This is a genomic window from Sediminitomix flava (genome assembly GCF_003149185.1).
GTDB classification, from domain to species: domain Bacteria; phylum Bacteroidota; class Bacteroidia; order Cytophagales; family Flammeovirgaceae; genus Sediminitomix; species Sediminitomix flava.
The window spans coordinates 252877-269429 of the sequence record NZ_QGDO01000001.1 but is presented as its reverse complement, the minus strand read 5'-3'; the positions used below and the strand labels follow the sequence as shown (position 1 = coordinate 269429).

Genomic DNA, 16553 nt, shown 5'->3' with positions numbered 1-16553 from the left:
TTTAATCGTATTAACTATGTCGAAATATATATTTCTAAGCATAATTTGTTTGTGTGGTATCGTATGCTCACATTCTGCTTTAGCTCAAATTCCAAATGATGTTCCACAGGTATTGGAGGGGAAGAAAATAGCAATTGATCCTGGCCATGGAGGACATGATTCAGATGATAGAGAAGTGCCTTTAGGAAATGGTTTTACTTATTGGGAGTCTGAAGGGGTATGGGAAATGGCTTTATTATTAGAAGATATCCTCAAAGCATCAGGGGCGGATGTCATGCTTACCAAAACGAATAATGATCCGAATGCTGAAGATAGAGATCCATCTCTTGCCGAGCGTGTAGCTGTAGCAAATGCTTATGATGCCGATTATATGCACTCGATTCATACCAATGCAGGAGGTGGAGCAGCTAATTATACACTTTTATTGTATAGAGGAGAAAACAATGTGGCTGCGTGGAAAGAGGCTGAAAAAATGGGAGGTATCATGACTCAAAAATTGCATGAGTATATGTATACAACTGATGCCTATAACAGAGCAGATAAGGATTTTTTACCTTACCATTTGGGAGTGTTAAATGGTACAAAAATGCCTTCAACACTTTCTGAAGGTTCATTTCATGATCATAAACCAGAAGGAAAGCGATTGATGAGTTCGTTGTATCGAAAAGCTGCAGCATGGGCAATTTTCAAATCTTTCCTCACTTATTTTAACGCTCCTTCTTTACCTTATGGAGAAGTAGGTGGCTTAGTTAGAAGCGGGTTAGGTAAGCCAATCAATGGCGTGAAAGTAACGATCAATCCTGATACTCCCGAAGCGAAAGTCATAACTGTAGACAATGCAGACGGAGGTTACTATTTATTTGATTGGTTAGATAAAGGAACATATACACTTCGTTTTGAGAAAGAAGAATATGGAACTGTAGAACATGATGTAATTGTAAGTGAAGGTGGATATACTAAAACAGATGTAACAATGATCAATATGAACGAGCCACCAACAGGTTCTACATTATTGTCAGTTCAAAATCCGTTAGGAGGAAGTTCTTTAAGTGCCAAATGGACAAATGGAATTGGAGCAACAGCCTACAGGCTTTATTATGCTGAAGATGATGATTTAACTTCATGGAAATTGGCTGCTAATGAAGAAACACTAACTGATTCTACATTTGAAGTAATACTAGAATCCGCAAATGATTTTACAGAAGTACCAACTTCACAAGCCAAACATTTTAAAGTTATAGCAATCAAGGACAATGGAAAGGGAGAATATCTCGAAAGTGTGGATAGTGATATTTACTCAAGGTCTGAGAATGCCAATGGGAAAAAAGCCTTGATTGTAGATGGTTTTGATCGCTTTGGGAGTAATGGTTCTTATCAATTCCCTACTCATGATTTTGCGACAGCTTATCTGAATGCGATTCCTGATGATGAAAACCTACGAATTGAAACAGTAGCAAATGAACTGATAGCTAATGATGATATTCAACTAACGGATTATGATATTGTCTTTTGGTTTTTAGGAGATGAGTCTACAGATGATGAGACTTTTAGTGCCAAAGAACAATTACGTCTAAAAGAGTTTTTGGAGAATGGAGGCTACCTTTTTGTAAGTGGTTCAGAAGTCGGTTGGGATTTATGGCAAAAAGGAAATTCTTCTGATCAGACATTCTTTACAAACTACCTAAAAGCGGAATTTATAGATGATGGTAGTGCTGACTTGACACCTGCAAGAGGAGAAAAAAATACACACTTTGAGAATTTAGTGGTCAACTTTGGACGAGTATACCCTGAGGATTATCCCGATGTTATTGCAGCGGTAGATGGAGCTAACAATGTGCTGAAATATTCACAAGGAGGGAAAGCAGGTGTTAGTTATGAAGGGCAGTTTGGAACAGGTACTAAAAGTGGAAAACTCATTTATATTTCTTTCCCATTGGAAACTGTAGAAAAGAATGAGCGAGCAACCTTGATGCAATCTGTGATGGATTTCTTTAACGGTATTCCAATTGATTCTGAAGTCCCAAATGAGATTCTAGCTTCTGATGAAAATAAGAGTATAAATGTTATTTTATATCCACATCCTGTTTCTGAGTATGTGAAAATAAAATGGGAAGCTGAAGATAGCGGAAGTGTACAGATTAATATATTCAAACTAAGTGGAGAACAGCAAACGAGCCAAAGTTTTGACGTAACAAAAGGAGAACAATTGATTGAGTTATCGACTTCAAGTTTACCTAAAGGAATGTACATTCTTCAGTTAATACACGCGAATAGTAAAAGTACCTATCTGAAAATGTTGAAGGATTAACACTTATTGTACTGATATTCTGAATACTAAAAAAATAGATGAAAGCACTCAATCAAGTAGATATGGTTGAGTGTTTTTATTTTAAGGGACTTTTGTAGATCAGAATATTGAAGTGAAATCACCTAGAGTCTCATCAATCAAACCCTATTTATGATTATTATTTTTCTTAAGTATTGGCGACCATAGCAGTATATCGTATATTTGTACTTATGTTAGAAACCATTCATTTCGGGAGCTCATCAGTAATGTCCGTTTAACTTCACTGATTAGTTCCTTTTTTGTTTCTACAAGAATTTGAAATCGAAATAACTAATTACATATAAATATGCCTATCGAAATAGGGAAATACCAGACTTTAGAGATACTTAGAGATACAGATTATGGTCTGTTTTTAGGAGATGATGAAGGCAATGATGTACTTCTTCCTAACAAATATGTTCCTGAAAACGTGGTTGTGGGAGATGATATTGAGGTATTTGTATATCTAGACCATTCTGAACGTCCTGTAGCAACAACGCTTACACCTAAAATGATTTTGGGTGAAATTGGGTATTTGGAAGTTGTCTCAGTGACTGAATTAGGAGCTTTCTTAGATTGGGGGTTGGAAAAACATTTGTTCGTTCCATTCAAGGAGCAATCTCCTAAAATGCAAGAAGGTAATTTCTATTGGGTATATATGTATTTGGATGAGAGAACTGGCCGTCTGATTGGTTCTGCTCGTTTGGAGTTATTCTTAAGAAACAGAAATGTTAAGCTAAGGGTAAAAGAAGAGGTTGATATTTATGTACTGAAACCAAATAAAATCGGTTACGATGTACTGATCAATGATAGATACCTTGGGATGATTTTTAATACAGATGCCCCAGAGCGTTTAAGAATTGGAGATCAAAGAAAGGCATATATTAAACAAGTACGAGAAGATGGTAAAGTCGATGTAACACTTCAAGTTTGGGGTAGACAAAAAGACGAACCAAATGCTCAATTATTACTTGATAAATTGAAGTCAGGAGGAGGGATCTTACCTGTATCTGATAAAAGTGATCCAGAAAAAGTACTGCAATACACTGGTATGAGCAAAAAGACTTTTAAGAAGGCTGTTGGGAACTTGCTGAAACAAAAACTCATAAGAGTAGAACAGCACAGAATTATTCTCAATAAATAATCTTATTGTATTTCCAATGCCTTGTGACGGTTATTAAGCTTTGAACGAAGTTTAATAACCGTTTTTTGTTTAGTTGAGGGTATAAATCCTTTTTTGACTTTTATCAAAAGATATCTTTCTACAGGTCCATACTTTTGAAGTATACATAAGTAATCAACTTCAAAAGATAATAACAATGAGACTATATAGATTAATGCGTAAACCACCTTGGTTTCTCAGTGTATCAACTTGGATACGAAAAGATGATAACCCGATTAAAGCTGGAACAGAAGCGAGGAACCCTAAAAATATTATTCTTTTGGAGGCGCAGTATGGAAGTCTCAGTACTAAACTGAAAATGATTCTTCCCTTAGCCAAAATGTTTAAGTCGATATTGGTGAATATGCGTAAGAGTGCGAAGAGCATCATTCACAATCCTAAAATTGGAAAGCGTAGAATCAGCCTGAAAGACTTAGAGGGATTAGAGAAAATTGCAAAGGAAAATGGGGTTTCCACACTAGGTTATACGAAAGTGAATCCTAACCACATTTTTAAAAACTTCGAAATCCTGTATGATAATGCGATTATGCTTACTATGGAAATGGATAAAAACCTAATGGCAAAAGGTGAAGGGCAAGAGAGTATGAATGAAATTATGCGAACTTACGATGGTTTAGGACGAGTAGTGAATATTATGGCAGACTATTTACGATCGAAGGGATATAACTGTCACGCTAGCCCTGCATTTGGTGGTGATATCAACACTGTACCAACAGCCCAAGATGCTGGTTTAGGTTGTATCGGGAAAAATGGAATACTTATCAGTCCGGAGTTTGGGCCTAGTTTGAGGTTAGCTGCAGTGTTTGTTGATATAGAAAACTTACCTTTTTCAAAAGAGAATGAGCATGAATGGATTACAGATTTTTGTGAGAGTTGTAATCTTTGTGTTAAAAATTGCCCTGCTCAAGCCATTTATACTAAACCAACTTACAATGACCAAGGCGGTAGAGTTTTTATAGATCCTTTGAAATGTATAGATCCATTTTCAAAAGGATGCTCGATGTGTGTGACTTCATGTGTTTTTACAAGTGGTAAATACGATAAAATAAAATCGGTGTATGAGCAAAAAAATGAGAGAGCTTCACACTAGCAAGTAAGCATTTAATAACCTAATTTATTAAATCCCATCAAACAGTTGAATTTTAATTTACTTAGCCCACAATCTTTATTTTCCTAACTCAGAACACTGAATATTCTTTCTATAAATATCACCTTTTTTCATTAAATAAATTGATGGCTATTGAACTCAGAAGATGAAGTTTGATAGTCATTTTTTCTTTCCTTTTGAAATCAATTTTATCTGAATTCACTTCTGTTTTTGTTTCGCAACTATACGATAGGTGTGAAATGACTCTAAAAATTATATTCTGCTATTATTCGATATACTACATAAAAACACGCTAGAATGGGCTTGTGTGTAATGTTATGATGTGTTTTATGGATTGAATAAGTGTTGTGTGTACGTTTGAATTTTTCAGTTAATTTTTTTTATCCCTATTTTCTGTGATATGAAGCCTGTGGTTTGGAGTTAAATTCGATAAAGTTTTTGAATTAATACTAAACATTCCATTCTATGAGAGGGCAATTTTTTTCAGGAGTGGTTACTTTACTTTTACTGTTAGCTAATATGTCACTAGCACAACAGCAAGTAATATCAGGAAATGTGACAGATGCCACAGATCAGTCACCACTTATTGGGGTGAACGTTTTGTTAAAGGGGGCTGCTGGTGTTGGTACTGTTACAGATTTTGACGGGAATTATAAACTAGTGTTGCCTACGGGAACACAGGATCCTGTACTTGCTTTTAGTATGGTGGGTTATAAAACTAAGGATGTAAGTATTGTCAACCAATCCATTCTTAATGTGTCACTAGAAGCCAATTATGAAGAGCTTGAAGAAGTAGTCGTAACAGCTTTTGGTATAGAACATGAAAAGAAAACACTGAACTACACGGTACAACAAGTTGATGGTGCTGACCTAGTGCAATCTGGGAAGCAAAATATAGCCGAGACACTAAGTGGTAAGGTTGCAGGGGTTCAGATTACGCAAGCAAGTGGTTCTCCTGGAGCTGCGTCGCAAATCTTAATTCGAGGTGTTACATCATTAAGTGACGACCGAGATAACCAACCTTTGATTGTAATTGATGGTCTGCCTGTAGTTGGAGGAGGAGGAATCCTAGATGTCAATATGAATGATGTTGAGACACTGAATGTACTAAAAGGTGCAGCCGCAACAGCTCTTTATGGTATCGATGCATCACAAGGAGCGATTGTGATTACGACCAAATCAGGGAAGAACGGACAAACGCGTGTAAACTTCTCTACATCTCATACAATTGATCAACCATTAAGAATAGCACCAAGACAAGAAATGTATATGCAAGGTGTAAATGGTATTTACAATGATGCTGTTTTTAGTTCTTGGGGAGCTATGTTTTTAGAAGGCGATCAAATCTATAGCGATAACACAAGTGATTTCTTTCAAGATGGTTTAATGCAGAAATATGATTTGTCAGTTTCAGGAGGTTCTGAGAAAACAACTTTTTATACTTCTGTAAACGTATTGGATCAAACAGGTGTCGTACCTACCGAACATTACCAACGTATTGGATTGCTAGCAAAGGGAACAATTAAGATGTCTGAAAGGGTGTCATTTAATACTTCTCTTAATTACGTGAAATCTAATACTACGAGGTTGGCAGCATCTATGTTTACGATCTATAACTGGCCATTAAATAATAATATGTCTGATTATCTTTTCCCAAATGGAGAGAAGAAATGGCTAATAGATCAAGAGTTACAGTTTCAAGGAATTGAAAATCCGTATTGGATAAAAGATAACAACTTTAATGTATCAGAATCTGATCGTTTGATTGGGCAAGTTTCAGCAAGTTGGAAGCCGATTAAAGAACTTGATCTGACTTATCGAGTTGGTACAGATATAATTAATAGTTATTCAAGAAGATTGAGAATGCCGCTTACGGCAGGAATTTTAGGGGGTAGTATTTCAGATTCAGATAGATTTACAAGCCGTACTAACTCAACATTCAACATAACTTTTGATAAGAAATTTGCTCATAAAGTTCGTGTAACCGCTTTGGTTGGTAATAATGTTGAGCTAACAAATACAAGGTCAACTTCTTTTAGTGGTGTTGATTTTCTGAATCCAGATTTTATCTCACTAGAAAATTTTAATGCAACTGATAAAAGATATAGCCAATACCTATCTAATCGAATAAGAGCAGGGGTATATACTGATGTAAAAGTAGATTATGACGGTTATGCTTTTATAGGAGCTTCTTATCGTAATGATTGGTCTTCTTCATTACCTGAAAAAAATAATCCTTTTAATTATCCATCATTTAGTGCTGGTTTTATTTTTAGTGAAGTATTTGCTCCAAATAGCAATGTACTCTCATTCGGTAAGTTGATGGCTAACTGGGCTAGAGTAGGTAAAGATGCAAACCCACATAGTACTACAGCTGTATTGGAGCCATATCCTGGATATGGAGGTGGTTATAAATATGACTACTATGCTGGTAATCCTGATTTGATGCCTGAAATAACAGAGTCTTGGGAAATAGGTTTGGATACAAGGTTCTTTAATGGAAAGATTGGAGCCAATGTAGCTTTGTATGATATGACCTCAATTAATCAGATCATGCGTACTAGAGTTACACCAGCTTCAGGTTGGATTATGCAGACTTTTAATGCAGGGTCTATCAAAAACAGAGGATGGGAAATTATTCTTGATCAGAAAACAGATTTTTCCCCACACTTTAATTGGTCAACACAACTCAACTTCTCTAGAAATAAATCTACTTTAGTTGAATTACCGTCACATATGTCTGAAATGATCGTGACAGCTGGCCAAGTATTAGGGACTGCAAAACCTGCAACACAACCAGGTTATCCTGTTCAAGGAATTACAGGTTCTACTTATATCCGAAATGAAGATGGTAGAATAGTGGTTGACGAAAATGGTTATCCGAGAATTGGAGCTTACCTAAAAGATGAAAATGGGGACTATGTTCTTGAAGAAGATGGTTCTAGAGCTGTTGATTACTCCAATCAGTATCTAGGAAATAGAGAGCCTGATTGGCAAATTGGTTTAACTAACGATTTTAAATACAAAGGTTGGAGTCTTGGTTTTATGTTCCATTTCAGAAAAGGTGGAGATGTAATCAATGCTACAGCAAGCAGTATGTACTCAAATGGTACACATAAAAATCTAGAACAATACAGAAACCATGGAATTGTGATTGATGGTGTGGTTGAGCAAGCAGATGGGACGTTCGCTGAAAATACAAAAGAGATTTTGATGGACAGAGAATACTTCAGTCAGAATTTCTTATTGGCAGGGGAAAACTTTGTAGAGGATGCTTCTTGGGTGAGGTTGGATTACATCAAATTAGGTTATCAATTACCTTTAAATCTTGTCGAAAAGATGGGTATGAAGAACCTAGAACTAAGTTTTACAGCTAGAAACCTTGGGCTTTGGACTAAATATTCAGGAGCAGATCCAAATACAATTTATGGAAGTGCATCAACTGGAGGTGGAGGAACAAATGGTGTAGACTACTATGGTGTACCTTCAATACGTAGTTTTTCATTTAATCTGAATGCAACATTCTAAAAAACAATTGAGACATGAGAAGATTTTTAAGTACAATTATCAGTGTCACATGTTTGCTTAGTATGCTTGTTTCATGTGATGAATTTTATGAAGTAAATGACGATCCAAACAAGCCATCTCAATCGGCGAGTAAGAACTTATTAGCACCTGTTTTGGGCTATTGGGCAAAACAATCTTTTGAGCATGGAGAGTTTGTGGCCTACATTACGCAACAGGTGGCAACTTATGGTGGCGGAGATACCCGTAGAGATCGTTGGGATTATCTGAATGTAAACAGAATAGGGCATTGGAGAGTGCATTATCATGATGTTGGGGTGAATGCTTCAAACCTGATTGCAACCTCTGTAGAGGAAGAAAATGAGAATTATGAAGGGATTGGACGTGTAGTGCTAGCCTTGTCTACGCTCATTACTTCAGATGTATTCGGGGATATGCCTTTATCTGAGGCATTTGTTGGAAACACTTTCCCAAAATATGATGATCATCAAGAAATCTATACTTGGGTAGGAGAAGAGCTAGACCGAGCGATAGCAGCTTTAGAAGTTGCAAAGACTCAAGAAGATCAAAATACGCCACTTTATAATGATTTTATTTATGGTGGTGATTTGGATAAGTGGATTGCTCTAGCACATGCCGTAAAAGCGAGAATGTTATTGCATTATGTGCCAAACGTTAGTGCTCCTTATGATGAGATTTTGAGTGAAGTAGAAATGGCACTTTCAAACTTTGAAACAGCAGCTTATGAGTATACTAATGGCGCTGAAACAAGTTTAGAAATAATGCAGTGTCAGTGGGGACCTAATAAGGCAAAATACGAATGGGATTATTGGCAAAATGCACTTGATGCGAGTGGACCAACTTATTTCTTTTTGCATAACTTGATGGGCTATGACCCTCTTACTGCAGATTATGTAGACCCAAGACTTCCATACTTAATGACATCAAGAGATGTACTTGATTTGGGAGACGGTACTACTAAACCTGCTTATTACGGAATGCGCTCGGGAGAAGGAATAGACGGGACAAAAGATAATGACCTTTATCCGTATATGTATGGAAATTATCAGACAAGAGATGATGCTTCACAATTCATTTTGATGGAAGAAGAGCTTCACTTTATAAAGTCTGAGGTGCTATTTATGAAAGGGCAGTTTAATGAGTCGTTAGCTGCTTTGCAAGAAGGAGTAAGTGTTCATATGAATAGAGCAGGTGTTCCATCAGATGAGGCTGAAGCTTTTTTAAGAAGTGAGAAAATGCCACAAAATGGAACAGCACTAAGGCTTTCACATATCATGCAGCAAAAAGTTGTAGCTCTTTATTTACAGGGTGAAGTTTGGGCAGATATGCGTAGACATGGTTTCGATACGAATATCTATGAAGGACTAGAACGACCTGTGGATTTGGCGTATTACTGGGAAGATAATACAGGAGAGCATGTTTGGTTACAACGTTTTCCGTATGATCCTGAAACGGAGGAAATCTATAACCGAGGAGAACTTCTGAAAAGAGATGCTTTCCAAAACCCTGCATGGATGTATCAACCTGTTTTCTGGGCTAAAAAAATAGAACTTTAAATCATACCTAACATGAAGAGACTACTATTTATCTGCTTGGCAATTATTGGGCTGTCCTCATGTGAGGAAAATGACCCTGTGGGAGAGTTAGGTGCAGTAAATAAACAAGCACCAAGTATCTATCTTTCGCCTTTTCAGCCAGTAGCAAAAGCAGGAGAAATGACGACAACTGAGGTTAGTTATTGGATAAAAGGAGAACGTGTTTATAATGGCTTACACCTTTGGTGGAAAGTGGATACCGAAGAAGCTTACGAATTAAAAATATCTTCGATTTCTTATTCATTTAAAACAAGTGTTTTTGCTGAAAAAACAGCTTATGAGATTCTTTCTTCTTATGAATATGATTTTTCGGATTGGGATCCAGAATCAAAAACATACAGGAAAGAGGTTGGTATAGATGTCCCGCTGAGTTTTAAGACTTATACTCAAAGACCATCTCAAGTAGCTACAGCCGATTTTATATCTGTAGTTCCAGCAGAAGTTGAAACCGCTATGTACGAACATTTAGCAGTATCGGCTACTTCTGCAAACCATAAAAAGTTATTGGTTGAAGTATTAGCTGTAGCCACTGAAGAGGAAGTTATGCAAACTTTCAATGAAGATGGGATACTGACAGCGGAGGGCAAAACATGGTTAATCAATAAATACACAACAATTGGTATATCGACTCTTATAGATTCTTACAACTATGGCAAGAAGCACAGTATCACTTCTAAGTTTGAAGGGATCAGTTCTTTTGGTGTGAGTAATTTTTCAGAAGAGTCAAACATCAATGTGATTTAAGTAAAACTAAGACACATAATTTTTTTATTTAATCGTTTACACTATGAATTATCTAAAATTTGGCAAGAACTTTCTTGCTGCAATCTTGGCGCTTTCAATTTTTGTCGGATGTTCTGAAGACGAAGAGCAAGCTCCAGTATATGATGTGGGGTTCAATTTATCAGTTGATTCTCCTGTAGCAGGTCAAGCTATTACATTTGAAAATATCTCACAAGGTGGTTCTGCTTTCGTATGGACAATCTCTCAAAATGATCAAGAAATTCATACTTCAAATGAGAAGAATTTGAGCTATACATTTAAGTACCCTGGAATGTATAATGTATCAGTTGTGCCTGATGGATGGGACGTGAAACTAATAGCGAAAAATGTGACGATTGGCGAGGCACTTCCAGAAATTTTCATGGATGTAGAAGAGGTTGTTGCACAAGAAGGTGTTGAGCTATCAGCTACAGTTTATGATCCAGATGCTAAAGGTGTTAAGTCTTATAACTGGGAATTTGTGACAGCTCAATCGGGTGCTGCAATTGTAGCAACAGGAGATGATGTAGAAAACAATGCTTCTTCAGTCGCTGCTCCAGTAGTAAAGTTTGCAAACGATGGGATTGTAACTGTTCGTTTGACTGTAACGATGAATGATACAGCATTATCTACCGCTGGTGATGGTGTTTTGGTATATGAGTATGAAGTAGATGTAAAAGCTGAATTAGCTCCAACACTATATATTGCTCAAAAAGAAGGTACATTACATACTGCAAGAATGCTAGCAGCTGGTCCTGAATTGGCTGACACATCAATTCCATTAGGAGTTCACCCACTTACAGTAAGATATAAAGGTGATCGTGTTTATATTTTCGATGCAGGTAGTCTTTTGACTTACGTGAACCCTGAGACCACTGCAACACAAGAAGTACCAGGTTCAATTACTTCAGTTGATGCTGAAGGAAATGTAACAATTCATGCTAAATTCTTGACGACAGCCACTTCTGCAAGTGCACACTACAAAGATGCATTTACTGGTGATGTTGATGTTGAAAATGGTAAAATTTACTTTGCAGACCGTAGAGATGGAGTTTATGCTATTCCTTTGAATGATCAAACATTAGAGTTGGATCCAGCTGTAAATATGGCTGACTATCAGTTTGTAAAAAATGCTGAACTAGGTTACTACTCATCTTATGGTTTAGTTGATGGTTACGGTTACGGATGGGGTGCTCTAAACGGTGATTTCCAAGTAATGGAAGGCGGAGAGTTCTGGTGGTCAAAAGCATCAAACCACAGAGGCCTTTGGAAGTTTGAAGAAGGCGATATCGTTCCTGGTGCAAATGGAGATAATCCTCCTACTTCAGTACCAGCTGCGGGTGCATTGTTGAGAGATCACACTGTAAAGGCTTTTGCTGTTGATAAAGCGAATCAAAAAATCTACTTCTCTGCAAACAAAGTAGATGGTGTAGGTGTAGGTGTACTTTACAGAGCTAATCTTGATGGTTCAAACGTAGAGGTTATTGATGATGCTCCATTCCAAATTGAAGGTGGTGATAACGAGAATGTTGGTATCACTGGTATTGCAGTAGATGCTCATACAGGTTATGTATACTGGGCTTATAGAGCTGCTGCAGAAGATGAAGAAAACGTTTCTGGTATCAAGCGTTTCAAATTGGATGGTACTACTGATAAAGATGAAGTTGAGATGTATATCGAAGGTGTTGAGGCTTATGGTCTAGCATTAGATAGCAACTTGAAATAATAAATATTAGTACTCAATTAAAGCCCCATTGTAACACTGTTGCACATGGGGCTTTTCCACAATATCGCCATCTGAAATTTTTTACAATTGTAGTCTTATAGTGTCAATGTGTAAGAGTTATGTTATGAGAAATCAATTTTTACTTTTTATTTTATCATCCTTTCTATTAGGATTCGGACATACATCTTGGGCGCAAGAAAGCCCAGAGAAAGAATTTAGAGGAGTGTGGCTAACTTCTGTGAGTAATTTAGATTGGCCAAAGAATAGTGACAAAGGGGATTCAGAAGCTCAAAAGCAAGATTTAATAGAAATGTTGGATCACTTTCAAGCGATGAATATGAATGCAGTTTTATTTCAAATTCGTCCTGAGTGTGATGCACTGTATGCTTCTGACCTAGAGCCTTGGTCACGATTCCTTACAGGAAGTCAAGGAGTTGATCCTGGCTATGATCCTCTAACTTTTGCTATTGAAGAAGCTCATAAAAGAGGACTGGAGCTTCATGCATGGATGAATCCATACCGAATATCTTCAGCGAAAAATCCTTCAGATAGTTACTTTGGAGAAGGTCACGTTTACAAAGAACATCCAGAATGGGCTATAGCTTATGATGATGGTAGTATGATTTTAAACCCAGGAATACCTGAAGTGGCAGATTATATAGCGGAAGTGGTAGAAGATGTTGTAGATCGTTATGACGTTGATGGTGTACATTTTGATGATTATTTCTATGCATACGGAGGTACACATGCATCTTTAGATCAAGAGCAGTTTGATGCTTATGCTGAAGAAGGTCAGAGTTTAGCCGAGTTTAGAAGAGGTAGTATTAATAGTATGGTTAGAAAAGTATACCAAGCTATTAAGGCTAAGAAAGAATATGTTCGTTTTGGTATTAGTCCATTTGGAATTTGGAGTACGGATGCACAAGCTGCAGCAGATTATGATGTTGACTTGCCTGCTGGAATTGTTGGCTTAGATGCTTACAATACGATTTATTGTGATGCGCTTGCTTGGATGAAAGAAGGAACTGTCGACTATATCACACCTCAGCAGTATTGGCCTACAGGTGGAGGGCAAGATTATGAAACACTGAATAATTGGTGGGCAGATATGTCTGATAAATTTGATAGTCATATTTATACAGGTCAAGGTACATATAGATTGAGTAATAGTCCTGCCACTCGCAAGAGTGATTTGAGTGATTCAAATCTTGATGTATTACACGAACAAAAGGAATATTTTGATCAAAGTTCTAATTCAAATAGCCGAATATCCGCGGATGCTTGGACGTTAAGTCAAATTACAAGACAAGTAAAAATCAACCGTGCAAATGATGCAAAAGGAGTGAAAGGGAGTGTATACTTTAGGGCTATGGATTTTTGGCGTGTAAGCGGTCTTTCAGATTACATGCTAACAGACGTTTATCAAGCAAAGGTGCTATTGCCTGTCATGATCAATGAAGAACTAGAGTTGTCGGGGGATGGTGTGACAAATATCCGATTTGAACAAAATGAAGGTGAAACAGCCACTCTTACATGGGATTATCCTGATGCAGAAAACTATAGATTTATAGTTTTAGAAACCACAGACCCTAGCACAACACCTAGCCTTGAAGACATGAAAGCCATAGCGTATGGCAATGTATTTGATGCCACTGGATCTGAAATGACAAATGAAGACAAATACTACAGTATTTGGGTTTATGATCGTTTCGGGAATGTACAATCAAATGAAGTATGGTCAGGACTTGAAGTACCTGAAACGCCAATTATTACTTCGGAATCAGATGTAGTGTTGGCTTACGAAACGGGAACGTTAGATTGGGAGCATTCTTTAGGAGCAATGTCTTACCGAATAGAAGTAAGTACCTCATCAAGTTTTCAAGATTTAGTATTTGAAACAGATACTGTTACTCAAAATTCATTTCATATTTCTCAAATTGATTTAGATGGTGAGATTACTTACTATTGGAGGATTCAAGCTTTAAATTTAGCAGGAGGAAGTGAGTATTCATCTACAGCCTCATTTGAGATTGATCGCTTGAGAAAGCCCTCTTTACTAAGTCCTTCAGATAATGAAAAAGATGTAGATCCATTAATGACAATTACTTGGGATGCTTTAGAAACCGCTGAGTCTTTCAAAATTCAGATCAAAAGCACTACTGCAACTTTTGAAAATGATACTCCTTTAGTTGACGTGACTGTAAGTGCTTCAGAAAAAAGTTATCAGATCACTGAAGCTTTAGAGGAGTTAGAATATTATGACATCAGAGTGAAGGTTGTAAATAGTGAATATGAATCAGATTGGGTTGTTCACCGTTTTAAAACACTTCATTACCCTGCGGAAACTCCTCAAATTCTGTCACCTACACATCATTTAGTAGTTGAGCCAGGTTATGCTTTAGAGGTTTCTTGGACTGAGACTCAAAATACTAGTAGTTATAATATCCAAATTTCTGAAAAGGAAGATTTCAGTAAGACTTTAAAGAATATCTGGAAGTATGATGCGAAAGATACGACTTATGTTTTCTCAGGTACAGAAGAAGATAAAACGTATTATGTGAGAGTCGCAGCATCAAATTCTGGAGCAGGAAAAGGAGAATGGTCAGAAGTCGTTTCTTTTACGACAATTCCTGTGGTATTGACAAATAGTGATATTCTTCTGAATGATGGAATTACTGTATTTCCAAATCCAGCCACTAAATACATAAAGTTCCAAACATTGGACTCGTCTACTCCTAAATTATGGCTCTTGAGAGACCTAAGTGGAGGAATTATCAAAGAAGGAAAAGCTATGGTAGAAGATAATAATCAAACTCTCGTTGATGTAAGAGATGTAGAAGTTGGTCTCTATATTTTCCAAGTATTTATAGGTGATAAGATCTATTCTTCAAAAGTCTATATTCAAAAATAGTTCTAAAATCTGAAGTTTGCCCAAACTCAAAAAACCTTCCTTAAAGATTGTCTATAAGGAAGGTTTTTTACGTAGTTCATTTAGCTGAGAAACCTTCATTTTGATGAATTTAAATTACGCAACAGAAGAGTATTTTTCAATGATTTTATGAAGCTTCACAACATCATCTTTTTGTACATCTTTTATATTGAAAACTCTTTTACGATTATCTTTTTCAATTATGATTAATTCACTTTCACGAATTTCAGCAGTCTTTACATCTGCAAAAGAGATTGATTTTCCAAAGATCGAATTGAGTCTAATATGCATTCCTAATTTATTCCACTGAACAGAATTTTTATGCCAAAATATACGGCTGTAAAATCCTACTAGAATAAGGTCACCTATGGTTATAAAGTATTTATATAGTTTCGGGTTACCAAAAATAATGGGTTCAAAGAGTCCTGAGATGATAAATATGCAAGACAAGAGTATAAGCGGTGACCAAAACCACCTTTTTTTACCGGTAGGGATAAAGTGAATTTGTTTCATAGTAGTTGTTTTATTATTAGAATAATCTATATCCTAATTTAATAGATGTTGTCTGAAAATTAGTATACCACGATTGGTAAGTAATAAGAAGGTTTCTGTCAGTTTCATAACTTAACTCAATACTAATTTTATTATTGTATTGAAATCCAGTGCCAATAGCTAAATTATGACTTGTTTCAATATCTAAAGGGGTATTATATTTTGAATAATTAATATTTGAATTCAAATTAAAATCCTTGATAATCATTACATTAAAAAATATACTTGACTTATCTGATAAATAGCTCTATAATCTGAAGTTTGCCCAAACTCAAAAAACCTTCCTTAAAGATTGTCTATAAGGAAGGTTTTTTATGTAGTTCATTTAGCTGAGAAACCTTCATTTTGATGAATTTAAATTACGCAACAGAAGAGTATTTTTCAATGATTTTATGAAGCTTCACAACATCATCTTTTTGTACATCTTTTATATTGAAAACTCTTTTACGATTATCTTTTTCAATTATGATTAATTCACTTTCACGAATTTCAGCAGTCTTTACATCTGCAAAAGAGATTGATTTTCCAAAGATCGAATTGAGTCTAATATGCATTCCTAATTTATTCCACTGAACAGAATTTTTATGCCAAAACATACGGCTATAAAATCCTATTAGAATAAGGTGACCTATGGTAGCAAAGTATTTATATAGTTTCGGGTTACCAAAAATAATGGGTTCAAAGAGTCCTGAGATGATAAATATGCCAGATAAGAGTATAAGTGGTAGCCAAAACCACCTTTTTTTACCGATAGGGATAAAGTAAATTCGTTTCATAGTAGTTGGTTAATCGTGAAATAAAAAAATAGATCTATTGAAAGTGTGAT

Annotated in this window: 10 protein-coding genes; 8 read left to right on the top strand and 2 right to left on the bottom strand. The window is 36.2% G+C overall.

Going from position 1 to position 16553, the window contains the following annotated elements:
* Positions 1-16: 16 nt before the first annotated feature.
* From BC781_RS00975 to BC781_RS00940, 8 genes are all read left to right on the top strand, one after another.
* Positions 17-2308 carry an N-acetylmuramoyl-L-alanine amidase gene (locus BC781_RS00975; RefSeq protein ID WP_109615384.1) on the top strand — a complete coding sequence of 764 codons (2292 nt, stop codon included), beginning with the start codon at positions 17-19 and terminating at the stop codon, positions 2306-2308.
* Positions 2309-2633: 325 nt separating this feature from the next.
* A complete protein-coding gene (locus tag BC781_RS00970; RefSeq protein ID WP_109615383.1) occupies positions 2634-3470 on the top strand; it encodes a CvfB family protein in 837 nt (278 codons plus the stop codon).
* Positions 3471-3645: 175 nt separating this feature from the next.
* The gene (locus BC781_RS00965; protein ID WP_109615382.1) at positions 3646-4599 is read left to right on the top strand and encodes a 4Fe-4S dicluster domain-containing protein; all 954 of its coding nucleotides are present in this window, start codon (positions 3646-3648) and stop codon (positions 4597-4599) included.
* Between the two features lie 483 nt (positions 4600-5082).
* Positions 5083-8145: a SusC/RagA family TonB-linked outer membrane protein gene (locus tag BC781_RS00960; RefSeq protein ID WP_109615381.1), complete on the top strand. Its 3063-nt coding sequence runs from the start codon at positions 5083-5085 to the stop codon at positions 8143-8145.
* Positions 8146-8159: 14 nt separating this feature from the next.
* On the top strand, positions 8160-9719 hold the full coding sequence (locus BC781_RS00955; RefSeq protein WP_109615380.1) for a SusD/RagB family nutrient-binding outer membrane lipoprotein: 1560 nt from the start codon (positions 8160-8162) through the stop codon (positions 9717-9719).
* Positions 9720-9731: 12 nt separating this feature from the next.
* Positions 9732-10502 (top strand): hypothetical protein, encoded by a 771-nt coding sequence (locus BC781_RS00950; RefSeq protein ID WP_109615379.1) that lies wholly within the window; start codon positions 9732-9734, stop codon positions 10500-10502.
* A gap of 43 nt (positions 10503-10545) precedes the next feature.
* Positions 10546-12246 carry a hypothetical protein gene (locus BC781_RS00945; protein ID WP_109615378.1) on the top strand — a complete coding sequence of 567 codons (1701 nt, stop codon included), beginning with the start codon at positions 10546-10548 and terminating at the stop codon, positions 12244-12246.
* Positions 12247-12370: 124 nt separating this feature from the next.
* Positions 12371-15157, top strand: coding sequence for a family 10 glycosylhydrolase (locus tag BC781_RS00940; RefSeq protein ID WP_158281359.1), 2787 nt, complete (start codon positions 12371-12373; stop codon positions 15155-15157).
* Between the two features lie 114 nt (positions 15158-15271).
* On the opposite strand, the gene BC781_RS00935 is transcribed toward BC781_RS00940, so the two are convergent.
* Entirely contained in the window at positions 15272-15688 is a 417-nt protein-coding gene (locus tag BC781_RS00935; protein ID WP_109615376.1) for a hypothetical protein, read from the bottom strand.
* Positions 15689-16086: 398 nt separating this feature from the next.
* Positions 16087-16503 carry a hypothetical protein gene (locus BC781_RS00930; RefSeq protein WP_109615375.1) on the bottom strand — a complete coding sequence of 139 codons (417 nt, stop codon included), beginning with the start codon at positions 16501-16503 and terminating at the stop codon, positions 16087-16089.
* Positions 16504-16553 lie beyond the last annotated feature (50 nt).

Excerpts from the sequence above, each read along its gene's own strand:
- BC781_RS00950 (WP_109615379.1), top strand. The coding sequence starts at position 9,732 with ATGAAGAGACTACTATTTATCTGCTTGGCAATTATTGGGCTGTCCTCA.
- BC781_RS00935 (WP_109615376.1), bottom strand. The coding sequence starts at position 15,688 with ATGAAACAAATTCACTTTATCCCTACCGGTAAAAAAAGGTGGTTTTGG.
- BC781_RS00930 (WP_109615375.1), bottom strand. The coding sequence starts at position 16,503 with ATGAAACGAATTTACTTTATCCCTATCGGTAAAAAAAGGTGGTTTTGG.
- BC781_RS00940 (WP_158281359.1), top strand. The coding sequence starts at position 12,371 with ATGAGAAATCAATTTTTACTTTTTATTTTATCATCCTTTCTATTAGGA.
- BC781_RS00970 (WP_109615383.1), top strand. The coding sequence starts at position 2,634 with ATGCCTATCGAAATAGGGAAATACCAGACTTTAGAGATACTTAGAGAT.
- BC781_RS00960 (WP_109615381.1), top strand. The coding sequence starts at position 5,083 with ATGAGAGGGCAATTTTTTTCAGGAGTGGTTACTTTACTTTTACTGTTA.
- BC781_RS00975 (WP_109615384.1), top strand. The coding sequence starts at position 17 with ATGTCGAAATATATATTTCTAAGCATAATTTGTTTGTGTGGTATCGTA.
- BC781_RS00955 (WP_109615380.1), top strand. The coding sequence starts at position 8,160 with ATGAGAAGATTTTTAAGTACAATTATCAGTGTCACATGTTTGCTTAGT.
- BC781_RS00965 (WP_109615382.1), top strand. The coding sequence starts at position 3,646 with ATGAGACTATATAGATTAATGCGTAAACCACCTTGGTTTCTCAGTGTA.
- BC781_RS00945 (WP_109615378.1), top strand. The coding sequence starts at position 10,546 with ATGAATTATCTAAAATTTGGCAAGAACTTTCTTGCTGCAATCTTGGCG.